19 protein-coding genes and 2 pseudogenes are annotated in these 20,706 nt (G+C 68.5%); 9 read left to right on the top strand and 12 right to left on the bottom strand.

Going from position 1 to position 20,706, the window contains the following annotated elements; genetic code table 11:
* Positions 1–39 precede the first annotated feature (39 nt).
* Positions 40–879, top strand: a complete 840-nt coding sequence (gene folP, locus ACWCQS_RS12915) for a dihydropteroate synthase (RefSeq protein ID WP_451004475.1) — start codon at positions 40–42, stop codon at positions 877–879.
* A 31-nt stretch (positions 880–910) separates the two neighbouring features.
* On the opposite strand, the gene ACWCQS_RS12910 is transcribed toward folP, so the two are convergent.
* The 3 genes from ACWCQS_RS12910 to ACWCQS_RS12900 form a co-directional block, all read right to left on the bottom strand.
* The gene (locus ACWCQS_RS12910) at positions 911–1,708 is read right to left on the bottom strand and encodes an IclR family transcriptional regulator (RefSeq protein ID WP_451004474.1); all 798 of its coding nucleotides are present in this window, start codon (positions 1,706–1,708) and stop codon (positions 911–913) included.
* A gap of 124 nt (positions 1,709–1,832) precedes the next feature.
* Complete coding sequence (purU, locus tag ACWCQS_RS12905) at positions 1,833–2,705, bottom strand: formyltetrahydrofolate deformylase (RefSeq protein ID WP_450987591.1); 873 nt, start codon at positions 2,703–2,705, stop codon at positions 1,833–1,835.
* A 134-nt stretch (positions 2,706–2,839) separates the two neighbouring features.
* On the bottom strand, positions 2,840–3,202 hold the full coding sequence (locus ACWCQS_RS12900) for an IclR family transcriptional regulator (RefSeq protein ID WP_451004473.1): 363 nt from the start codon (positions 3,200–3,202) through the stop codon (positions 2,840–2,842).
* Between the two features lie 12 nt (positions 3,203–3,214).
* On the opposite strand from ACWCQS_RS12900, the pseudogene ACWCQS_RS12895 reads away from it, so the two are divergent.
* Together ACWCQS_RS12895 and ACWCQS_RS12890 are read left to right on the top strand one after the other, a co-directional pair.
* Positions 3,215–4,066: pseudogene (locus ACWCQS_RS12895) on the top strand (RHS repeat-associated core domain-containing protein); the annotation flags it as partial.
* A 178-nt stretch (positions 4,067–4,244) separates the two neighbouring features.
* The gene (locus ACWCQS_RS12890; RefSeq protein WP_451004472.1) at positions 4,245–4,715 is read left to right on the top strand and encodes a hypothetical protein; all 471 of its coding nucleotides are present in this window, start codon (positions 4,245–4,247) and stop codon (positions 4,713–4,715) included.
* 88 nt (positions 4,716–4,803) lie between these two features.
* On the opposite strand, the gene ACWCQS_RS12885 is transcribed toward ACWCQS_RS12890, so the two are convergent.
* From ACWCQS_RS12885 to ACWCQS_RS12870, 4 genes are all read right to left on the bottom strand, one after another.
* A complete protein-coding gene (locus tag ACWCQS_RS12885) occupies positions 4,804–5,427 on the bottom strand; it encodes an ABC transporter transmembrane domain-containing protein (RefSeq protein WP_451004471.1) in 624 nt (207 codons plus the stop codon).
* Positions 5,428–5,545: 118 nt separating this feature from the next.
* Complete coding sequence (locus ACWCQS_RS12880; protein WP_451004470.1) at positions 5,546–5,671, bottom strand: hypothetical protein; 126 nt, start codon at positions 5,669–5,671, stop codon at positions 5,546–5,548.
* A gap of 720 nt (positions 5,672–6,391) precedes the next feature.
* Positions 6,392–6,844 carry a nuclear transport factor 2 family protein gene (locus tag ACWCQS_RS12875; RefSeq protein ID WP_451004469.1) on the bottom strand — a complete coding sequence of 151 codons (453 nt, stop codon included), beginning with the start codon at positions 6,842–6,844 and terminating at the stop codon, positions 6,392–6,394.
* Positions 6,841–7,689 (bottom strand): NmrA family NAD(P)-binding protein, encoded by an 849-nt coding sequence (locus ACWCQS_RS12870; RefSeq protein ID WP_451004468.1) that lies wholly within the window; start codon positions 7,687–7,689, stop codon positions 6,841–6,843. The genes ACWCQS_RS12875 and ACWCQS_RS12870 overlap by 4 nt, the downstream gene beginning before the upstream one ends.
* A gap of 110 nt (positions 7,690–7,799) precedes the next feature.
* On the opposite strand from ACWCQS_RS12870, the gene ACWCQS_RS12865 reads away from it, so the two are divergent.
* Positions 7,800–8,738: a cupin domain-containing protein gene (locus tag ACWCQS_RS12865; protein ID WP_451004467.1), complete on the top strand. Its 939-nt coding sequence runs from the start codon at positions 7,800–7,802 to the stop codon at positions 8,736–8,738.
* Positions 8,739–8,930: 192 nt separating this feature from the next.
* Here ACWCQS_RS12865 and ACWCQS_RS12860 read toward each other — a convergent pair whose 3' ends face one another.
* Complete coding sequence (locus ACWCQS_RS12860) at positions 8,931–9,761, bottom strand: enoyl-CoA hydratase/isomerase family protein (RefSeq protein WP_451004466.1); 831 nt, start codon at positions 9,759–9,761, stop codon at positions 8,931–8,933.
* Between the two features lie 451 nt (positions 9,762–10,212).
* Between ACWCQS_RS12860 and ACWCQS_RS12855 the strand changes: the two genes are divergently transcribed.
* From ACWCQS_RS12855 to ACWCQS_RS12845, 3 genes and pseudogenes are all read left to right on the top strand, one after another.
* Positions 10,213–10,965, top strand: coding sequence for a maleylpyruvate isomerase family mycothiol-dependent enzyme (locus tag ACWCQS_RS12855; protein WP_451004465.1), 753 nt, complete (start codon positions 10,213–10,215; stop codon positions 10,963–10,965).
* Between the two features lie 216 nt (positions 10,966–11,181).
* Positions 11,182–12,276, top strand: coding sequence for an alpha/beta fold hydrolase (locus ACWCQS_RS12850; protein ID WP_451004464.1), 1,095 nt, complete (start codon positions 11,182–11,184; stop codon positions 12,274–12,276).
* A gap of 85 nt (positions 12,277–12,361) precedes the next feature.
* Positions 12,362–12,466: pseudogene (locus ACWCQS_RS12845) on the top strand (twin-arginine translocase TatA/TatE family subunit); the annotation flags it as partial.
* A gap of 920 nt (positions 12,467–13,386) precedes the next feature.
* Here the strand turns inward: ACWCQS_RS12845 and ACWCQS_RS12840 are convergent.
* Entirely contained in the window at positions 13,387–14,082 is a 696-nt protein-coding gene (locus tag ACWCQS_RS12840; protein ID WP_451004463.1) for an SDR family oxidoreductase, read from the bottom strand.
* A 227-nt stretch (positions 14,083–14,309) separates the two neighbouring features.
* Positions 14,310–14,717, bottom strand: coding sequence for a hypothetical protein (locus tag ACWCQS_RS12835; RefSeq protein WP_451004462.1), 408 nt, complete (start codon positions 14,715–14,717; stop codon positions 14,310–14,312).
* A 427-nt stretch (positions 14,718–15,144) separates the two neighbouring features.
* On the opposite strand from ACWCQS_RS12835, the gene ACWCQS_RS12830 reads away from it, so the two are divergent.
* Together ACWCQS_RS12830 and ACWCQS_RS12825 are read left to right on the top strand one after the other, a co-directional pair.
* Positions 15,145–15,591, top strand: a complete 447-nt coding sequence (locus ACWCQS_RS12830) for a winged helix-turn-helix transcriptional regulator (RefSeq protein WP_451004461.1) — start codon at positions 15,145–15,147, stop codon at positions 15,589–15,591.
* A 358-nt stretch (positions 15,592–15,949) separates the two neighbouring features.
* Positions 15,950–16,513, top strand: coding sequence for a thiamine pyrophosphate-dependent enzyme (locus ACWCQS_RS12825; RefSeq protein WP_451004460.1), 564 nt, complete (start codon positions 15,950–15,952; stop codon positions 16,511–16,513).
* Positions 16,514–16,822: 309 nt separating this feature from the next.
* Here the strand turns inward: ACWCQS_RS12825 and ACWCQS_RS12820 are convergent, their stop codons facing one another.
* Positions 16,823–18,913, bottom strand: coding sequence for a SpoIIE family protein phosphatase (locus tag ACWCQS_RS12820; RefSeq protein WP_451004459.1), 2,091 nt, complete (start codon positions 18,911–18,913; stop codon positions 16,823–16,825).
* 557 nt (positions 18,914–19,470) lie between these two features.
* Positions 19,471–20,631 (bottom strand): lactate 2-monooxygenase, encoded by a 1,161-nt coding sequence (locus ACWCQS_RS12815; protein ID WP_451004458.1) that lies wholly within the window; start codon positions 20,629–20,631, stop codon positions 19,471–19,473.
* Positions 20,632–20,706: the final 75 nt, after the last annotated feature.

The raw sequence follows: 20,706 nt of genomic DNA, 5'->3' as shown, positions 1-20,706 counted from the left end.
CATCCGCACGGACTGCCGCGGCCCGGCCGTACGCTGGTCATGGGCGTCGTGAACGTCACGCCGGACTCGTTCTCCGACGGCGGGCGCTCGTTCGCCCCGGAGGCTGCCGTCGCGCACGGGCTCGCCCTGCTGGACCAGGGGGCCGACATCGTGGACGTGGGCGGCGAGTCGACACGCCCCGGCGCAGCTCGCCCGCCGGTCGAGGAGGAGCTGCGGCGCGTCCTGCCCGTCGTGCGAGAACTCGCGGCGGCGGGCGCCACCGTCAGCGTCGACACCATGCGGGCCGAGGTCGCCGCACAGGCCCTCGACGCCGGTGCGCGGATGGTCAACGACGTCTCGGGCGGACTCGCCGACCCGGCGATGCTGCCGCTGATGGCCCGGGCGAACACGCCGTACGTGCTGATGCACTGGCGCGGCCACTCCGCCGGCATGCAGGCGAACGCACGCTACGACGACGTCGTCACCGACGTGGTCGACGAGCTGCGCCTGAGGATCGACGCCGCGCTGGAAGCGGGAGTCCCGCCCAGCTGCCTGATCATCGATCCTGGGCTGGGCTTCGCCAAGGAGCCCGGGCACAACTGGGAGCTGCTGGCCCGGCTGGGGGAGGTCCGCGCGCTGGGCCGTCCCGTGCTCGTGGGCGCCTCCCGCAAGTCGTTCCTGGGGCAGGTGCTGGCCGATCCGACGACGGGACGGCCGCGCCCGGCGCCGTTGCGGGACGCCGCGACCACCGCGGTGTCCGTGCTCGCCGCCGCGCAGGGCGTCTGGTGCCTGCGTGTGCACGACGTGGGCGCCACCCTCGACGCGGTACGGGTGACGGCCCGCTGGGGCGCCGAGGTGTCGGCCAGAGCGCCGCTGCCCCTGCAACGCCTGGGCGTGTGAGGGCGGTTCCTCGGCACGTCGAGGTTGCGACTCAGCCCACGTACCCCATCCGGTGGCTGATCTCCTCCGCGCCCTTGAGCAGCAGCGGTGCCAGCTCGTGCATGCGCTCCTCGGTGAAGCGGTACGCGGGACCGGAGGCGCTGAGGGCGGCGACGACCTCGCCGTGGTGGGAACGGATCGGGGCCGCCATGGCGTGCAGCCCGACCTCCAGCTCCTCCAGCGTCACCGCGTACCCGCGTTCCCGGGCCTCGGTGAGGTTCTTCTCCAGCTTCGCCCTGGCGGTCAGGGTGTGCGGGGTGAGCTTCTGCAGCCCTGAGGCGGCGAGTACCTCGGCGCGCTCGTTCGCCGACAGGTGTGCGAGCAGGATCTTGCCGCTGGACGTGGCGTGCACCGGGGTGAGCTGCCCGACCCAGTTGTGGGTGCCGACGGCGCCCGGGCCGCGCACCTGGTACAGGTTGACGGCGTAGTGCTCCTGCAGGACGGCGATGTTGACGGTCTCGCCGATCTCCTCGCTGAGCCGCTCGCACACTTCCCGGCCCTGCTGGGTGATGTCGAGGCGCCCCGTGACCGCGCCGGCCAGGCGCACGATCCCGAAGCCGAGCCGGTACTTGCCGCGCTCGCCCGCCTGCTCCACGAGACCGCGCGCCTCCAGCGCCCCGAGCAGGCGGAACGCGGTCGACTTGTGGACGTCGATCTCGGCGGCGACCTCGCTGACCCCCGCCTCTCCGCGCTGGGCGAGGATCTCCAGAACGCTGACGGCACGGTCGACGGACTGCACCCCGCTCACCGCCGGAGCTGATGTTTCGCCATCTGCGGTGTAGTTGCTCATAGCGCAACTATACGCACTGCCGGCCACCGGGTCCCGTGGTTCGCAGAGGGAGGGTATACGACGGCTCCCCGGGCCGGGGAGCCGTCGTCGTCGGTGGGTCCGGCGGGTCGTGCGGCCGGGGGTGTCAGCGGAAGACGACCGTGCAGTTGCCGTTGGTCAGCACACGGCTCTCGCTGTGCCACTGCACGGCGCGCGACAGGACCCGGGCCTCGACATCGCGGCCCATGGTGACCAGCTCGTCCGGGGTGTGGGAGTGGTTCACCCGGACGACGTCCTGCTCGATGATCGGGCCCTCGTCGAGGTCGGGGGTGACGTAGTGCGCGGTGGCTCCGACGAGCTTGACCCCGCGCTGGTGCGCCTGCACGTACGGCCGGGCGCCCTTGAAGCTCGGCAGGAAGGAGTGGTGGATGTTGATGGCCCGGCCGTCGAGCCGCTTGCACAGGTCGTCGGAGAGGATCTGCATGTAGCGGGCGAGCACCACCAGGTCGATGCCGAGCTCGCCGACGAGCTCCAGCAGCCGGGCCTCGGCCTCGGCCTTGGTCTCCCGGGTCACCGGGATGTGGTGGAAGGGGATGCCGTAGTTGTGGGCCAGCGGCTCGAAGTCGCGGTGGTTGGAGACGATCGCCGGGATCTCGATGTTGAGCGAGCCCGTGGACTGGCGGAAGAGCAGGTCGTTCAGGCAGTGGCCGAACTTCGACACCATGATCAGCGTGCGGGTCGGCGTCGAGGCGTCGTGCAGCTGCCAGGTGATCCGGTACGCCTCGGCGACCGGGCCGAAGTCGGTGCGCAGTTGCTCCAGGGACGTGGCCGGATGCGAGACCTCGAAGTGCACCCGCATGAAGAAGCGGTCCTGCAGGCGGTCGTCGAACTGCTGGCTTTCCAGGATGTTGCCTGAGTGGCTCACGAGAAAGCTGGTCACCGCGTGGACGAGGCCGGCCCGGTCGGGGCACGAGAGGGTGAGGACGAACTCGCGGCCGGGCTGCGGGCGAGGGGACATGGCATCCTCCGTAGTGCGCAATACGCAACGATGAGAGTGATACGCAACATCGTCCGGTGTGGACGGCGGCCGGTCAAGAGGCTGGTTCCCAAAGGCGCCTGAAGATGCGCCATGCGCAACAACCGGCCTCAGGGTCAGCCGAGGTGGCCGAGCCGGCCGGAGATGCCCTGGGCAGCGGTCCGCACCAGAGCGGCGACCTCACGCAGTCGCCGCACGCTCAGCCGGAAGGACGGCCCCGACGCGCTGAGCGCGGCCACCACCTGCCCGTCGAACGCGACGACCGGCGCCGCCACCGCGTTCAGCCCCCTTTCGAGCTCCTCCAGGCTGTAGGCGCAGCCGGCCGCGAGAACGCTCGTCAGCTGCGCCCGAAGGAAGCAGGGGTCGGTGACGGTGTGCGGCGTGTAGCGCTCCAGGGGGGCCGCGAGCCGTCTCCCGCGCTCGGGCTCAGGCAGATGCGCCAGCAGCACCTTGCCGCTGGAGGTGGGGTGCAGCGGCATACGCCGGCCCAGGCCGACAACCACTCGACGTACCTCGACTCCACCACTGATTACACCTACGACCCGGTCGACCGGCTCGCCCAGTCGGTCAAGACCGGCAACGGCGCGTCGACCGACACCTACATCCACGACGACAACGCCAACGTCATCAGCCAGACGGTCCAGGGCACGTCCACGACCTTCACCTACGACCGCAACCGACTGCAGAGCACGTCCGTCGGCGGTACGGCGTTCCAGTACGACTACGACCCCTTCGGCCGCCAGGACTCGGTCACCAGCAACGGCAAGATCGTCGGGCGCAATGTGTACGACGGCTTCGACCACGTCATCGAGTCCCAGCAGATGGACTCGACGGGTGCGATGAAGTCCACGACGTGCACCTTCGACCCGCTCGACCGCACCCTGTCCAAGACCGCTGACGGCAAGACCACGGACTTCGATTACCTGGGACTGTCCAGCGAGGTCCTGGACGAGACGGTCGCCGGCCAGCTGTCTAAGTCCTACCAGTACAGCCCGTGGGGCGAGCGCCTGTCCCAGGTCAAGCACAACACCGACGGCACGACCGAGGACACGTACTACAGCTACAACGGCCACACCGACGTTGACGCGCTGACCGACAAGAACGGTGACACCAAGGCCACGCACGGCTACACCGCCTACGGAAGCGACGACACCTCCGAGTTCACCGGCATCGACAAGCCCGACGCCCAGGACCCCACCAAGGAGGACTACAACCCCTACCGCTACAACGGCAAGCGCTGGGACGCCCAGTCCGGCACCTACGACATGGGCTTCCGCGACTACGACCCGGGCCTCAACCGCTTCACTACGCGGTACATGTACACCGGGGCGCTGGCCGACATAGCCACACCACGGGCTGCGCGGACAGCATCACAATGTCCGCCTACACGGAGGACGGAGTATTGCTCGACGACGTCGTGGTCCAGAACAGCCCGGATTGGCAGACGACATGCTGAGGATCGAAGAGCTGGAAGCGGTGCTTCCCTCGATGACACGGTGGCGTGTGCCCGGCGGGCGTAGCGTGGACTGGGCTGCCCTCGAGGCGGACCTCGGGACAGCGCTGCCCTCCGACTTCCGTTCCCTGGCGGAGGCGTACCCGGTGCTGGTCATCGACCACTTCCTGAGCGTGTCCGTTCCCGTGCCCGGCACCGAGGCGTCATGGGCGGCCGAGGCCAGGGAGGACGAGATCCTTCAGGATCTGTACGAGATGGGCGACACCGAGGACTACGTTCCCTACCCGCAGCCCGGTGGCCTGATCCCCTGGGCGGAGTCCAATGCGGGGGACGCCGTCTACTGGAGGACGAGCCCCGCGAACCCGGACGCATGGCCGGTGGTCGTCCGCGGAGACAACGGCGACTGGTCGGAGTTCCCGGTCGGTGCCGTCGAGTTCCTGGCCGGCGTGTACAGGCGCACCATCCACGTAGGGGGTATGCCCGGGGACTTCCCCGGCGACCACCCGCAGGTGGTGGGCCTGAGCGACCGCATCGACTGATCGGCAGCTGAGTCCAGCCGCATGTGAAAGACGATCGCCCCCGGCACTCCCGGGGGCGATCGTCCGCGGCCAGCTGGGCGTGCCCCTGCTAGGCATCTCCGGGGTCGGCGTGTGGCTGGTCGGGATCGGTGATTGCCACCCGAAGGAGTCGGAGGAGGGCAGTAGCGACGGGGTCGGTCATGGCGGGTGGCCCCTCAGGGAGCGCCACGTGGATCTTCTGGAGGTTGACCGGACCGAGGGACTCGATGTCTCCGGTCAGCCGGGAGACCAGGTCGCCGGTGCCGAAGCGGTCCAGGGCGTCCGGCGGGACCCGCTGGAGATGCTGGAAGACCCGGTCGCGCAGGCCGAGCAGGAAGTGCTCGCTGGTCCAGCCGGCGAGATAGCCGCCCGCCGCGGAGGCGACCGCGCCGGCCACTGCGAGCCCCAGCCAGAGGGCGGCAGGCTCCCAGAAGTCGGCGAGGTCGCCGGGAGTGAGCACGTCGTCGGTGAGAACACCGACGATCCCGATCGCGCCCGCGTCGCACCCGGCGGACACCAGCAGCAGCACGGCGGACGCCAGCACGGCCGCGCGGTTGACGCTGACCAGCGGCCAGAACGTCCGGAACGCGGCCAAAGGCGAGATACGGGCGTGCCGGATCCGGGACGAGGCGCCGGCCGCGGGGCCCGCCCCGGATTCGGCCACGGGCACGGTGGCGGGTGCTGCAGTGTGCATGGCGGCGCTTCCTGGGCACTACCCGATCCGACGGCGTGCCGGGATCCGTCGCGCACCTGTGCTGCACGATCAGATCCCGGCGCGGTCTGCCTGTGTGATTCCGTTCCGCGGCGCCGTGCTACTTGGCAGCGGCCTTCTTGTGCTTGCGGTGGTGGTGCTTCTTCTTGTGGTGCTGGGCGTCGCCGGCAGCGCCGCACTCCTTCTTCTTGGCCTTCTTGGCCAGCATGATCTTGGCGAAGGACATGCCGATATCCCTTCCTGACAGGTCGTCAACCGGCGTTGGCCTACGTTCCCTTACCAGATCCACGCCTGCCAATGCGGCCGATGCACTTGCCAGATCGCCTGCCCGTTGCCGGGGAAGTTCGGCCTGTGTCGCAATTCGTCCAGGAAACTGCCGTACTTGTGCTACCGGAGGCGGAGTGATCGCTGCCGTAGGCTGCGCCGCCGCACGGTGCGAATGCGGCCGCGCCGCAGGACTGGGTGGCTTTGTAGGTGGGCTTCGCGAACGGCTATTGCTCAGCAGTGCGAACGCCTCGTTCCGTGTGAGAGTGATGTCGCGCCGTCGTCTCGGCTCTGCCGGAGCCGCGGAAGAAGATGAGGCCGCGGGTGACCCGACGCTCGATCTGGGATTTCGGATCGGAGGTCCGGCACATCCGGACCGCACGCTCAGCAAGTCACGGGGCGGATACTCGCCTACCAGGGGGCTCCTCGGCAGTCGTCTGGGGGTCGCCGGATGCACTGCAGGTACGTGAGGGAAAGTGACCGGAAGCATATGTGCCTCACGGATATCTCCGGGCCGTTGGGGAGATGATGTGCGCCGGTGCGTGACTCGGTGTCGCTTGAAGGCCGCACGCCCGCGTCGGCTTGCGGCAGACGCGGGCGTGCGACGGGGCTCAGGCGTTGAGTGCCTTGGTGAGGGAGCCGATCGCCTGGGCGCCGGCGGCCTCGACGGGTGTGCCGGCTGTTACGAGCGCCGCTCTTGCGGCCATCCCTGTGCGTCGAAGACGGCGATGGGGTCCAGGTAGTCGCGCCAGTGAGTCACCTTGCGGTCCTTGATGGTCACGACGGAGACGAAGCGGTTGTCGTACGGCCGCCCCGTCTGGACCGACGTGCCGTGTACTTCGTACTCCAGGACGACCACCGAGGTCTCGGGGTCCCGGTGGACGCGGAGATTGTCCGCGCTGTGCAGCTCCACGTAGTCGCCGTAGCCGCTGTACAGGTCGATGATCCCCTGGCGTCCCTCGACCCGCCGGGGGTACCCCGGCACGGTGATCACGTACTCGAAGACCACGTCCTCGGCCAGCAAGTCGTAGTAGTCCTCCCCGTCGACCAGGCCGTCCAGCCCTTCCTTGATGATGCGGAAGAACGGGCTGTTCGCCCCGACCAGGGGAGTGTTGTCGTCGACGGTCTTGCTCACTTCGTCTCCGAGGTCCAGGCGTGGGCGGTGCGCTCGGCGAACTCGCGGAAGGTGGTGGCCGGCCGGCCGGTGACCTTCTCGATGTCGCCGGTGGGCGTGGCGCCGTTGCCGGCGACGATGGCGCCGGTGAGCCAGCGCATCATCACCGCGAAGTCGGCGGGGACGCCCGCGGCGAGCGCGCCGTTGATCCACGCTTCCTGGTCGATGTCGCTGTAGGTGACGGGGCGGCCGCTCACGAAGGCGATGGTGTCCGCGATGTCCTGGAAGGTGAGGGCCTGCGGGCCGGTGAGCGAGTAGGTTGCGCCGGCGTGGGTTTCGGGTGCCAGCAGTGTCTCGGTCGCGACCGCCGCGATGTCGGCCGCATCGACGAAGGCCTCCCTGCCGCCGGCGCTCGGGGCCGTGATCACTCCGTCGATGACCGGGAGGTGGTCGTCGGCGAAGTTCTGCATCACCCACGCGGGGCGCAGGACCGAGTGCGTGATGCCGTGCCGGGAGGCCAGGTCGGCCTCGACGGCCGCGATATCGATCCCCGCCGGCGCCTGGTCGGCGTTGTAGACGCTCAGGTAGGTGACGTGGCGCACGCCGGCCGCCTCGGCGAGGTCCAGGAAGACGCCGACCTGGCCGGCGTAGCTGACGCGCATGGTGGGTGTCACCAGATAGAGGCGGTCAACGCCGGCCACGGCGTCCGCGTGGGTGGCCGGGTCGTCCCAGTCGAACCGGACGTCCGCTCCGCTGCGCGCCGCGGTACGGGGGGTGATTCCTCGCTGGGCGAGCCCGTCGGCCAGCAGCGAACCGGTCCGGCCGGTGCCGCCCAGGATCAGTGCGGTGGGTGCTTCGTTGTTCATGAGTCCATGCTCGAAGCTCTGGGCGAGACAATCCATGCGTGCTCCGCTCGAGTTTTTACGTGAAACTCTCAGGCCTTGACCCTGATACTCGTGCTGGTCAAGCTGATCCCATGGACCTGCTGTCAGACCACCTGCTGCGGGCGCGCGCCACCGGCGCGGTATTCGCGCGGACGGTCGCCGAACCGCCGTGGGGACTGCGGCTGAGCGGTTCGACACAGCTGTCGGTGCACACGGTCGTCCGCGGTCGGGGCTACCTCTGGCTGGACACCCCCGGCAGCGCCGTGGAGCTCATACCGGGAAGCGTCACGCTGGTACGCGGCGGGCCGAACCACTACATCGGGCATGAGCCGGGCGCCGAATGCCTGGAGCCGGAGGAGTTCCGGGCACACCACGCCCAGCTGGAGCCCGGGGACAACCCGCAGGCCACGGTGTTCCTGTGCGGCGCCTACCAGTTCTCCGGCGATGTCGGCAGCGGGCTGCTGGACGCGCTGCCCCAGGTCATGACCCTCTCGGCGGCCGACGACGATCCCCTGCGGGACGTGATCACTTTGCTGTCCCGCGAACTGGTCCGGACCGAACTCGCCCAGCAGATCGTCCTGGATCGCCTCCTGGACCTGCTCATCGTCCTGGCCATCCGCAGCGAATTCCGCCGCAGTACGACCGCACCGCGCTGGTACCGGGCATCCGCGGACCCGCGGCTGGGCGCCGCGCTACAAGCCATGCACGAGAACGCGGCCCACCCGTGGACGGTCCCCGAACTCGCCGCGATCAGCGGCCTGTCCCGGGCCGCCTTCGCGCGTGTGTTCCGGGAGGCACTCGGCCAGGCCCCCATGCAGTACCTGACCGAATGGCGCATGACCATAGCCCGCGACCACCTGCGCGCCGACGATCTCACCCTGCCCCAGATCGCCGACGCCGTCGGCTACGGCTCGCCCTTCGCCTTCGCCGCCGCCTTCCGCCGCCACCACGGAGAACCGCCCGGAACCTGGCGGCAGAGGGAACGAGCGGCCGCAGAGACGCGACTGCTGACCACGCACCACGGCTCTTGAACAGCGCCATGCCCCGGCTCAAGCGTCTCGATCAAGACAGGCTGCCCGGGGTCCGGCCAGGACTGGTTACGGCGATCTCGGAGAGGTGCTGTCCTCGCTGTGGATTCCAAGTCGCCTGGCGTGCTCACCCGAGCCGGACTTCGCCGGCTTTGATGAGGGCCAGGTCCCGCTCTGGGCGCTGTGTCGCAGGCGTCAGTTCCGGTTCCCCTCTGCGACCTGCTTGCCGAGGTCGAGTTCGACGCCGTCCGGCTTCTGCAGGCCTGCCTCGAAGAGGCGCCGGACGCGGTGTTCGTTCACGGGCCGTCCTACCGTTTGGAAGTAGGTGGACAGGGCGGATCCGAACTCTTCGTCCGCAATCCGGGTGCTCTCGTCGATGAGGGCCTTGGTTCCGGCCACGGCGACCTTGTCGAACCCTGCGATACGGCGGGCGAAGGCGTCGACGAAATCGTCCAGCTCGTCCTCGGGGAGGACGCGGTTGACGTAGCCGTACTCTGCCGCCAGCTCCGCAGGGAAGTCATCGGCCCCGAGCAGGATCTCCATCGCGCGGCCCCGGCCCACCAGCCTGCCCAGGTGCCCCGTTGCGTTGCCGCCGGGCACCGCCCCGATGCCGACCTCGAACTGCCCCAGGATCGCGCGGTGTCCGGCGAAACGGATGTCTGTTGCCAGCGCGAACTCACTTCCCGCTCCGCGGGTGCGCCCCTTGAGCGCGGAGATCGTGACGGCCGGGACCTTGCCGAGGCGGATGAAGTTGTCCGAGTAGGGGTGGAGCCCTGTGGGGCCGGGCTTCATGGCGGCTATGCGCGATTTATCCGCCAGGAAGTCGAAGTGCGCCATGAAGAAGTCGGGGTTGTCGGTGTCGAAGACGACCACCGTCAGGTCAGGTGCCTGCTCGATGCGCTCCACCAGCGCGGCGAGCTGCTCGATGGTGTCCACGTCCATCAGGTTGATCGGGCCGTTGGAAAAGGTCACCTTCCAGTAGGACGGCGACACTTCGGTCACGTGGAACTGCTGTGTGCTTGTCATGCGCCGCACGCTAGCTAACTAGAAAATCAAAAGTCAACATGCAGTGAGGGGCAGGCGTCCAAGTGCTGGTCGCCGTCGACGCGGTGCACACGGCGCACCTGCCCGCGATACATCCGCCGCCGTTGTCGTCGGCTGGCGGATTGCGCTGCCAGGGTGCGGTCCGGCGGTTTTTGCGGCAGGGTGCCGGTGGCGCCGGTTGTGCTGTGCGGACACGGCCAACTGGTGACGAAGCGTCAGATTGCAAGCCTGGGTCGGGTCGATCGGGGGCGCCGAGTGGCCTTCCGTGTGCGCGAAGCCGGGGGAGTCTGACTTGTAAAAGACTAGCCTGCCGTGCATGCTTCCTTCGGCCCTAGGGGGCGGCGCTCACACGATCGCCTCCTGAACGCATGTCACGTTCCCAGGCCGCCGCGGCAAACCGCCGCCATCAGTCCCCGCCTTTCCGGAGGTCACTGTGAATCAGCCCCCCGCTCCGCTTCCTCTCGCCACCGGCACCTATCTGGCCACACTGCATGAGGAGGCGATGGCACTCGAGCGGCTGCTGCGCACCGCGGACCCGAGCGTCCCGGTGGCCACCTGCGGCAGCTGGAGCATGCACGACCTGGGTACCCATCTGGGCCAGGCGTCCCGCTTCGCGGCAGCCGTGCTGGAGACCGGGGAGTTGCCCCGCGACCAGTTCGCACCGCCCGCCGGACAGCAGATCGCCGACTGGTACGCCGAGGGCGCGGCCGGCGTGCTCGCCACCCTGGAGAAGACCGACCCTATGGCTCCGACCTGGGCATTTGGCTTGGAGGACGCAGTGGCGGCGCTCTGGTTCCGGCGCGTGGCCCAGGACACGGCGGTCCACCTGGTCGATGCCCAGCTGGCCACCGGGGCCGAGGTGCACGTCGATCCTCTGATCGCAGCCGACGGCGTGGACGAGGTGTTCGCCGTGATGGTTCCCAGGGTCTGGGGCAGCAGCGAGCAGAAGCCGCTGCCGGCGCCCGTGGCGCTGCGTACCACTGACACGGGTCACAGCTGGCTGATCCAGCCGGGCGACATGCCGCGGGCTCGGCCGGCGGACTCCGGGCCCGCGGCGGCCACGGTGGAGGCCACCGCCGCCGAGCTGCTGCTCGCCCTGTGGAAGCGGCAGCCCGCCCGACCGGAATGGATCAGCGGTGACATCGCCGCGGCAGTCGCCCTGCTGTCGGCCACGTTGACGCTCTGATTCCCCGGTATCCAGCCAAGGCCGCCGATGGGGTGCACTGCGCACCGGGCGACGGACCTCATCGGGGTCGGATAGCACCTTCACTGCTCAAAAGTGAGTGCGTTCGAAGTCGCAACGATGAGCACTCATCGCTCCGATGAGCCGCCGGCGCTCTCACCCCTCGCGTCTCGCCCATACATACAAGCCAAACAACCCAAGAGGCCTACCATGTCTGAAATGATCCTGCCGCACTCTCGGCGGAAGTTCCTCTCCACCTCGGCCGCAGCGGCGATCGCAGTGACTGCCGGATCCCTCGTGCTCCCTGCACAGTCGGCTCTAGCAGCCGAAGGGGGAACGGGCCGCGGATGGCCGGCGGGCGGGAGTGCGGAAGGCTTCGGCTCCGTCTCACAGGCGCCAAGTCTCCCGGCAGGGTTCACCAAGACGTTCACCAGCCGGTTCATCGAAGCCGGCGGACTGCGCCAGCACGTGGTCGTCGGAGGCAGCGGCCCAGCGCTTCTGCTGGTGCACGGCTGGCCCGAGACCTGGTACGCCTGGCGCCTTCTGATGCCCGCGCTGGCCAAGGACTTCACGGTCATCGCCGTCGACCAGCGCGGCATCGGCCTGACCGACAAGCCGCAGGACGGGTACGACACCGCCACCCTCGCCAATGACCTGGTCGCGTTGATGGACGCACTCGGTCACCAACGGTTCGCCGTGGTCGGCCACGACACCGGAATGCCGATCGCCTACGCCCTCGCCGCCGACCACCCGGAGCGGGTCGACCGCCTGGCCGTCGCCGAGGCACCCCTCCCGGGCATCAGCGTCTCGCCGCCGCTCTTCGGCCCCGAAGGGCTCAACAACCGGGCGTGGCATATCGGTTTCAACCGGCTCGCGGAGCTGAACGAGCTGCTCGTCAGGGGACGGGAAGACATCTACTTCGGCTACGAGTTCGACATCCAGGCCGCGAAGAAGCTGCCCGATTACGCCACCGAGTACTACATCCGCACCCTTGCCTCCCACCGCGACGCACTGCGGGGCAGCTTCGGCTTCTACCGCGCGTTCGACACCATGGTGGCGCAGAACGCGCAACGCCAGAAGGCCGGCCTGCTGACCATGCCCGTCCTGGCGATCGGTGGAGCGCTGAGCATCGGTAGCGCAGCCGGGGTCTCCATGAAGGCTGCCGCGCACGACGTCCAGACCGTGGTCATCCCCGACTGCGGTCACTGGGTCGCCGAAGAGGCGCCCGAGGAGATGCTGGCGGCGCTGACGGCGTTCCTGGCCCCGTACCGCGACCAGGGACGCGCGGCGCACACTGCCGCGTCGCCCCGGTAGATGACCGGTTCGGACCTCTGCACATGGCCCGCTCGGTGGGGCCGAGTGGCTCAGCCCCAACCCACTCGGCCCCACCGGCCGCACCATGGAAACCATCATCCTCGCGGCTGTCGCGCTGCTGCTCTTCGGAGCCAAGCGCCTCCCTGACGCCGCGCGAGGACTGGGCAAGTCCCTTCGCATCTTCAAGTCGGGAGTTCTCCGACAGCACCAAGCGTGAGATCCGGGACGAACTGGGCACCGAATTCCAGAACTTCGAGTCTCAGGACTTGGACCCCAAGGCGTTTGTCCGAAAGCAACTGTCCAGCCACGGCGACGAACTCGGCCTCTCAGAGATACGGGAACTGAGCGACGGCCTCACGAAGGACGCGCTCGCTGCCACACCGGCGCTGCGAGCCGCCCACGCCGATACGGACACGCTCGGGCAACGTGCTGAACCTTGCGCGAGGTGCCGCCGCAGTGCTGTCCATGGTGTTCCGGCTTTACACAGTCAACCCCCGCTCAGTCGGTGGCGGATCGAGCCGTATTGCTCGGTGTCCGCTGGATCACATCCTCTGCGTCGCCCGTAAAACCCGTAGCGCAGCGGCGACTGGCCAGGACTATGACGTGTCCCAATGACCGCCCGGGTCGGCCGTACCTCGGGCCGGTCAATCGCAACCTCCTGGGCGCTGGTCAGGGATCTGACGGACGTCGTCGTGGTCGGAGAGACGTGACTCGCAAGGTCTTCGACGGTGTATGGCCGTTCACAGTACTCGTCTGTTGTTCACGACGATGCGGGCGCCGTTGTCCCGGGCCTGCTCGTCGTGGACGCGGAGTTTCTCGCACGCACGTAAATGATCGAGGCGAGACCCGGCAGTCGTTGAACACCTAACCCGCCCCTGAGTCGCCGAACCGCAGCTGTTCGACAAACAGAAGGCTGTGCCGGGCCGGGCGACCACCTCGCGTACGTCGGCATGGATCAGCGCCCCTGCACCCCACTAGAGGCCATGCTCGGTGTGTGTGTGTGTCGAGTGGCACGTGGCCGGGCGCTGCTGATGACGCCTCGTTGCAGGGATCGACAGGCAGAACTGCCGCGCAGTATGTGTCACGGGTCGCTCATGAGTCCGCTGTCCATCACTGGGCCGAGTACAGCTCGGCGATGTCGTTCGGCAGCGCGGACTTGATCTGGCGGCTGAACTCGTCTACGAGCACTTCCTCCTCGCCGGTGAGGAGTCCCTTGATCGCGGTCCGCGCGACCTCCTCGGGACTGATCTTGGGCTGGTCGACACCGGCGGACAGGTCGGTGTCGACATACCCGACGTGCACACCGATCACGCGGGTGCCCTGCGCACGCAGGGCCAGCCGCATGGCGTTGGACAGCGACCACTGCGCTGCCTTGCTCGCTGCATATCCGGGCGCCTGCTCCAGGGCCAGCCAGGATGCAGCGGACAGCATGTTGATGACGGCACCGCCGCCGTTGTGGGACAACGCCGGAGCGAAGGCCTGGGTCACAGCCCAGGTGCCGAGGTAGTTGACCTCCATCTCGCGCCTGGCGTCGGCCAGTGACGCGGTGAGCACCGGCGCCGCGAGGGCGGTTCCGGCGTTGTTGACCAGGATCGAGAGGTCCCCGATCGCCTCGACCGCCGTGGCGATGGTGGCCGGGTCCGTGACGTCCAATTGGATCGGCACCACCCCGCGGTCGGTGATCAGTTCGGGGCGGCGTGCGGCGGCGTAGACCGTGGCGCCGTGCTCGGCAAGCTCTCGGGCGAACGCCTGGCCGATCCCCCGGTTGGCGCCCGTCACCAAGGCGGTCTTGCCGTGAATCTGCATGTCTATGTCCCATCCGTTCGGTGTCGCACGCGGTCCGAGCACTGGCATCGGCGGTAGCAATCTCACCTGACTTTTCTTCTTAAAGTCAAGTATGGGCTTTCCCGTGGCCCGGCGAGGTGGTTGTCCAGTAGGCCGGCATCCTTCGCCGCGGGCTTCAGTCACCTTCGCCGACGAGGCGGGCGAGGCGACACACAGGCGCTTCACTGGGTTGGTGTGCGCGCCACTGCCTACCGTCTCCGAATGGCTGAGTGTGTGCGACGCATCACGTCGATGGTTGCTGCGGAGTTCTGCACCCCGGGTGTGCGTCGCTTCCTGACGATATGAACCGGTACGGACAGCGCTCCGACGGCGAGGAAGCCCATCCCCTCGCAGACCATCGCTGTCCAGCCATGTGCTTGGAGGGGCGCGATGCCGACGCCGGAGCCGATCGCGCCGCTGGTGAACAAGGCGAAGATGTAGACGGTGTTGAGCCTGGTTCGTAGGGCGACGGGCCCGGTGAAGATCCGGGTCTGGTTGGCTATCTGTGCACCGGTGATGCCGTAGCCCGGCGGGTTGCAGCCGATCAGGAGCGCCACCACGGACCCGTCGGCGAGCAGCAAGACGACGAAGGCGGTGCCGGCGGACGTCAGGGTCATGGCGTTGACGGTGTCGGGGCCGTAGTGGTCGGTGAGTCGGCCGGAGTAGCGGGCTGCCAGGGCGCCGGGCACGCTGCCGAGACCGAATAGGCCGGCCGCGGCCGGTCCGAGCCGAGGGGCTTTTGGGCCAGGTGGAAGGCCAGCGTGGCCCAGAACAAGGAGAAGGCCGCGAAGCCCGCCGCGCCGAGGAGTGGGGACAGGCACAGGGAGGCATGCCGGACGATGAGACGGCGGCAGGGACGTCAGCAGACGTACGACTCCTCAAACCCGTCATGTGGGACACGGTCCAAGCGGCACACTGGATAGTGATCCGATACGCAGGTATACAATTCGGTCATGCCGTGCAGTCGCGTGGCATACGTGGGAAGCCGGCAGAGATGTGGAAGGCGGGGTGTCAGTGCCATCGACGAGGAAAGTGTCCGGTCCCATGGACGATTCGCCAGCCTGCTCCATCGAGCGCAGCCTGCAAGTGCTTGGCGAGCGTTGGACTCTGCTGGTACTGCGCGACATATTCGCGGGCAAGCACAGGTTCGCCGAAATCCAGTCGTCCCTCGGCATCGCGCCGAACCTGCTCAGCGACAGGCTCAAGCTTCTCAGCGAGGCCGGTGTGTTGCGCACGCGGACGTACCAGGAGCCGGGCAGTCGGCATCGGCAGAGCTACCACCTGACTCCGGCCGGGCAGGAGCTGCAACTCGTGCTGGCGGCTCTCCAGCAGTGGGGTGACCAGCACCGCCCTCGCCCGTCGGGACCCTCTTCCCTGCGGCGATTGCGTTCCACCGGTCAGGCCGTGCGGGTGGGGTTCCTCGACGACGACGGACACGAGTTGCCCGCCGAAGGTGTGACGTTCGTGATGAATACGGGGCCCGGGGCCTGATGGCGTAGGCCTGCGGTTTGCTGGGCGCGCTGCTGGGCGGCCGCGCGCCAGGGGGCTTCTCTCTCGATTTGCTGTGCGGTGTCGGGTACGGCCTGGAAGCGCTTGGGATCGTGATTCCGCGCCCGGTGGAGCACGGCGCGGAGTTTTCTACGTGCCAGCTGGCGCGGGCGCGGTCCAGCGATGCGCACCCTCCTCGGACCGCCCCGGTCGATCATCGCATGTTGTCCCGGGCGGGCCACAAGCCGTCGGGCGTGAGCCGTCGGCACCTACCGTGAGGTCGGCCGGGCAGTTCGGCGATCGCTTTTGAGCGACCTCTGCGAGTAGCTGGGGGGTCCAGGGCTACCTCCGGGCCGGGGACGTGCTCCTCCTCGACAACGGCACGTCGTACGCCCTCCTCGGCCTGCGACTGCCACCGGGCTGCACCTTCGTCGGATCGATCAACTGGGGCTCGATCGGCTACTCGGTCGCAGCCCTGCTCGGCACGCTGACCGCAGCACCACACCGTCGCCACCTGCTGTTCCTGGGCGACGGCTCGTTCCAGCTGACCGCGCAGGAGCTGTCGACCATCCTGCGGCACGACCACAAGCCGGTGATCTTCCTGATCAACAACGGCGGATACACCATCGAACGCGGTTGCCTCGGCAAGACCGAGCAGTACAACGACATCGCGACCTGGGCCTACGCGGATCTCCCGAGAGTGCTCCGCCCGGACACCACGGCGCGATCGTTCGTCGTCAAGACCACTGCGGACCTGACGGAGGCCCTCAGCGCCCCCAACGACACGCTGATCTTCATCGAAGCGGTCATGGATCCCTACGATGCTCCCGCCGCGGTCATGACCAGCAGCAACACCGGCGCGGACATCGACTACGGGCCTCGCGGCCCGCAGCACCGCGACAACGCACAGCTCAGGCCGGCGTGATTTTCCAACGACGCGAAACCGCGGAGGCCAGTAGTTCAGAAGGCGTCGAGGAGTTCGGTGACGACCTTGGCAAGCTCTGCGCGCAGGCCGTAGATGAATCTGACTGTGCGGGGGACCGAACGGACCGTTGCTCGTGTCGTTCCTCAGCCACATGCCGTTCGCCAGGCTCCACAGCTCGTAATAGGCCCGGCCCCAGGCTGGAGTAGCCGTTGGCAGGTGGGCTTGGGGGGTGCGGGTAGCCCGGCATCTCAATGGCGCGGTCCGGCGGGAACTCCGGGCGGGCGCGGAGTGATGCGTGTCGTGACATACCTATGCCCGCTGTTGGGGGCGGGCTGTGGTTGCGGGCGGGAGAGTCTGCTCGGCCCAGACCGTCTTGCCGTCGGGCGTGTAGCGGACACCCCAGCTCTGTGCGAGTTGGGCGATGATGAACAAGCCGCGCCCGCCTTCGTCGATGGTCTTCGCGTGGCGCAGCCGTGGCGCGAGGGAATTGCTGTCGTGGACCTCGCAGGTGAGTGTGCCGTCCTTGATGAGCTGCAACCGGACAGGCGGGGTGCCGTAGCGGACGGCGTTGGTGACCAGTTCGCTGACGATCATTTCGGTTGTGTACGCCGTCTCCTCATCGACTCCCCAACGGATGAGCTGGTGGCGGGCGCGGGTGCGGGCCGTGGCGACGGTTTTGGGGTCGTGGTCGAGATGCCACGTGGCGACCTGGTCGGCGGGGAACGGGTGGGTGCGGGCGAGGAGGAGGATCACGTCGCCGTGGCGGATGTCGTTCCGCAGCCGGTAGAGCACGTCATCGCACAGATCCTGAAGTGGCCGCTCAGAGTGGGCCAGCACCCGTTGGAGGGTGTCCGGAGACGGTGAGGTGTGCAGCAGGGACGCGGTGTAGAAGGCGAGGACGCTGCCGTCGGCGACAGAGACGGTGGTGGCGGCGAAGGGGGGTCCCTCCGCGGTGCCCAGAGGAGGTCCGGCGGGCAGGTCGGGGATCTCGGTGGTCCCGTCGGGATGGGCGATGACGGGTGGAGGATGGCCGGCCAGGGCGATGGTGCAGGTCTGGGGGAGCGGGTCGTAGACCGCGTACGCGCAGCTCCCCGTGAGCGGCATGGGGTCGTCGGGCGGCAGGGCTGCGCGTTCCTGGGCCAGGCTGATGGCGGTGTCGTTGAGGCGGGCGAGTAGTTCGTCGGGCTCCAGGTCGAGTGCGGCCAGGGAGTGGGCGGCGGTCCGTATCTGTCCCATGGTGGTGGCCGCATGGATGCCTTGGCCGGCGACTTCGCCGACCACCAGTGCGGTGCGGGCGCCGGGCAGGGCGAAGGTGTCGAACCCACCGCCTCCCCCCACCTCGGACGGCACGTGCACGTGCCCTGTTTCAACGGTGGTCCGGGGCGCAGGGTGTGGAGGCAGTAGGTGGCGCTGGACGGTCGAGGCGATGGCGTGTTCGCGGGTGTAGCGGCGGGCGTTGTCGATGCACAGCGCGGTGTGAGCGGCCACTGCGAGGGCCAGGGTGACATCGTCCTCGTCGTAGACGTCGGACTGGTCGGTGCGGTACAGGCTCAGCAGCCCGAGCACGGTTCCCCGCAGTGTCAAGGGTGCTGTGATGAGAAAGCGGGCACCGGATACACGGATCGCCTCGGCGCGGGGCGGGTCGGCTGCCAGCCATGGCGCGTCGGGGCTCAGGGCGACGAGGCGGGGCTTGAGGTCGGTCAGCGTCTGTGCGTAAGGCGTCGGAAAGGGCAGAGCGCGCACGTCGCCCACGGGATGTGCCTGAATCTGCTCGCCGCCGCCGCGGTGGCCGTAGGCGGCACGGCGCAGGGGTACCGGTCCCAGGGGGCTCAGCGGAGGTTCCTCGCCACGTACCACTGCGTCCACGACTTCCACCACGGCGATGTCGGCGAGGTCCGGCACCACTGCCTGCACCAGTTCCTCACAAGTGGCCACCACGTCGAGGGTCTGTCCCACGTGCTCGCGTACGGAGTCGAGGACACGCAGACGGGCGTCCACCTTTTCGCGTTCGGTGACGTCGAGCATCTCCGTCAGCAGCCCCAAGATCCGCCCCTGCGAGTCCTCCAGGCGAGATGCCGAGACGGAGAACAGGTACTCCGGCCCCGGCGCGCCGCCCTTCGGACGCACCCCCACGAGTCGCCCCCGCGCGGGTGTGCCGTCCTCCAGCACGCCGTGCAGCATCGCCTCCACCTCACCGGGCGCGGAAAGGTCATACACCTCGGTGACGTGTCGGCCCATGATCTGTTCAGGGGGCGCGGCGTGCAGAACCGGCCTCGTGAGGTTGATCCGTAGGATTCGCAGCTCCGTGTCCAGGATCAGCAGCCCTGTAGGGGACTGGTGGAACAGCGCTTCCAGTACCGCGGCACCCGCGACGGGCGAAATGGCTTCGTCTTGCGCCATGGCAACCCACCTCCACCATCCAGCCTGCTCCTGGCGCCTGTGTGGCGCTCCCGCACATTGCGAGAGTTGGCGGACGTGCTGCCGCCGTTGCGGCCTCGGCCCGCTGTTGTCGAGCGCTCTGGCTCACCAGAGTGAAGGGAGGCGGGGCATTGCCGGTCAGGCGCGACATCACCCAGCCGCAGAAGGCCCACGATCAGATGACGGCGGATGGTTTCGACACGGACTGCCGAGTTGGGGTCGCACACCGGACGCACAGCCAGCGCGGGGCGGCCCGCCTCCCACCCTCCGTGGTACTTATGGCGAGGCAGTGCCCTGTGAGCCCACGGGGTGGCGACGCTGCACCACGCGGGTGCACAGCCGACAGCAGACGTTCTGGCGCGGGGTACCGGTCGGGTGCGGTTCGTGGTGGCCCTCGGTGCGAAGCCGGTACGCGACCTGGCCCACCAGCTTTGTGCCCTGGCCTGAGCGTGATGTCGTCATAGTGTCGTGACGACTGACGGCGTCATCCGCCGCGGGCGGCCCTGCACGACCGTGGCGGGCCGTCCCCGGAAATCCTGTCAGCGGATGCGGCGGAGTGTGCCGGGCGTGAGGTCGGCGAGGGTGGGGTAGCCGTCGACGGCCATGACGAGATCGGCTTCGGCAAGCAGGGAACGCAGCACGTGGACGATGCCGTCGGCGCCGTCCAGGGCCAGGCCGTATGCGTAGGGCCGGCCGACGCCTACGGCTGTGGCGCCCAGGGCGATGGCCTTGATGACGTCGGCTCCCGTGCGGATGCCCGAGTCGAACAGAACGGGCATGTCGTCGGCGGCCTCGACCACCTCTGGCAGGGCATCGAGGGCCGGCAGGCCGCCGTTGGCTTGGCGTCCGCCGTGGTTGGAGCAGTAGATGCCGTCCACACCCGCGTCCCTGGCGCGGCGGGCGTCATCGGGGTGGCAGATGCCCTTGAGGATCAGTGGCAGATCAGTGATCGAGCGCAGCCAGGGCAGGTCGTCCCAGGTGAGGGGGTTGCCGAAGATCCGCACCCACTCGGCGACTGCGGCCTGCGGGTCGTCCTCCGGGCTGTGGGCGAGCCGGGAGCGGAAGACCGGGTCACTGGTGTAATTGGCCAGGCAATTTCCGCGCAGCTGAGGGAAATTGCTGATGGCCAGGTCGCGGGGACGCCAGCCGGTGATCCAGGTGTCCAGGGTGACCACGATGCCCTTGAACCCGGCCTTCTCGGCACGGTGGACCAGGCTCTCCGCCAGATCCCGGTCGGTGGGGGTGTAGAGCTGGAAGAAGCCGGGGGTGCCGCCGAACTCCGCGGTCACCTGTTCCATCGGGTCTACGGTCAGGGTGGAAGCGATCATCGGCACGCCGGTGCGGGCAGCGGCGCGGGCGGTGGCGAGATCGCCGTGGCCGTCCTGGGCGCACAGCCCGATCACGCCGATCGGGGCCATGAAGAGCGGCGAGGGCAGGCGCATGCCGAACAGGTCGACCGACAGGTCCCGTTCCTTCGCTCCGACCAGCATGCGCGGGACCAGACCCCATTGCTCGAAAGCGGTGACATTGGCCCGCTGGGTATGCTCGTCCCCTGCGCCGCCGGCGACGTAGGACCGCACCGACGGGGTCATCGCGGCTTGAGCCGGCGGTTCAAGGTCGGCGTGGGTCATCGGCAGGCGTGGCACCACCCCGTGCAGACCAGCGAAGTAGATCTCGTTCTGATAGTCGGCGAACGCCATGATCTGGTCCTCCCGCTCCCGCCCGCAGATGCGAGCTCATCGACCCACAGTGCGAGACTGGTCAGCAGGAAGCGG

It is taken from the genome of Streptomyces sp. NPDC002076 (assembly GCF_053593835.1).
Note: the sequence above shows the minus strand (reverse complement) of the source record. Positions and strands in the feature narration are given on the sequence as shown.

What these genes read in the sequence shown, in the direction of transcription:
- folP (WP_451004475.1), top strand. Translation starts at nt 40, where the DNA reads ATGGGCGTCGTGAACGTCACGCCGGACTCGTTCTCCGACGGCGGGCGC.
- ACWCQS_RS12885 (WP_451004471.1), bottom strand. Translation starts at nt 5,427, where the DNA reads ATGCACACTGCAGCACCCGCCACCGTGCCCGTGGCCGAATCCGGGGCG.
- ACWCQS_RS12820 (WP_451004459.1), bottom strand. Translation starts at nt 18,913, where the DNA reads ATGGCGCAAGACGAAGCCATTTCGCCCGTCGCGGGTGCCGCGGTACTG.
- ACWCQS_RS12900 (WP_451004473.1), bottom strand. Translation starts at nt 3,202, where the DNA reads ATGCCGCTGCACCCCACCTCCAGCGGCAAGGTGCTGCTGGCGCATCTG.
- ACWCQS_RS12865 (WP_451004467.1), top strand. Translation starts at nt 7,800, where the DNA reads ATGGACCTGCTGTCAGACCACCTGCTGCGGGCGCGCGCCACCGGCGCG.
- ACWCQS_RS12840 (WP_451004463.1), bottom strand. Translation starts at nt 14,082, where the DNA reads ATGCAGATTCACGGCAAGACCGCCTTGGTGACGGGCGCCAACCGGGGG.
- ACWCQS_RS12815 (WP_451004458.1), bottom strand. Translation starts at nt 20,631, where the DNA reads ATGGCGTTCGCCGACTATCAGAACGAGATCTACTTCGCTGGTCTGCAC.
- ACWCQS_RS12910 (WP_451004474.1), bottom strand. Translation starts at nt 1,708, where the DNA reads ATGAGCAACTACACCGCAGATGGCGAAACATCAGCTCCGGCGGTGAGC.
- ACWCQS_RS12830 (WP_451004461.1), top strand. Translation starts at nt 15,145, where the DNA reads ATGGACGATTCGCCAGCCTGCTCCATCGAGCGCAGCCTGCAAGTGCTT.
- ACWCQS_RS12835 (WP_451004462.1), bottom strand. Translation starts at nt 14,717, where the DNA reads ATGACCCTGACGTCCGCCGGCACCGCCTTCGTCGTCTTGCTGCTCGCC.
- ACWCQS_RS12860 (WP_451004466.1), bottom strand. Translation starts at nt 9,761, where the DNA reads ATGACAAGCACACAGCAGTTCCACGTGACCGAAGTGTCGCCGTCCTAC.
- ACWCQS_RS12880 (WP_451004470.1), bottom strand. Translation starts at nt 5,671, where the DNA reads ATGTCCTTCGCCAAGATCATGCTGGCCAAGAAGGCCAAGAAGAAGGAG.
- purU (WP_450987591.1), bottom strand. Translation starts at nt 2,705, where the DNA reads ATGTCCCCTCGCCCGCAGCCCGGCCGCGAGTTCGTCCTCACCCTCTCG.
- ACWCQS_RS12850 (WP_451004464.1), top strand. Translation starts at nt 11,182, where the DNA reads ATGATCCTGCCGCACTCTCGGCGGAAGTTCCTCTCCACCTCGGCCGCA.
- ACWCQS_RS12870 (WP_451004468.1), bottom strand. Translation starts at nt 7,689, where the DNA reads ATGAACAACGAAGCACCCACCGCACTGATCCTGGGCGGCACCGGCCGG.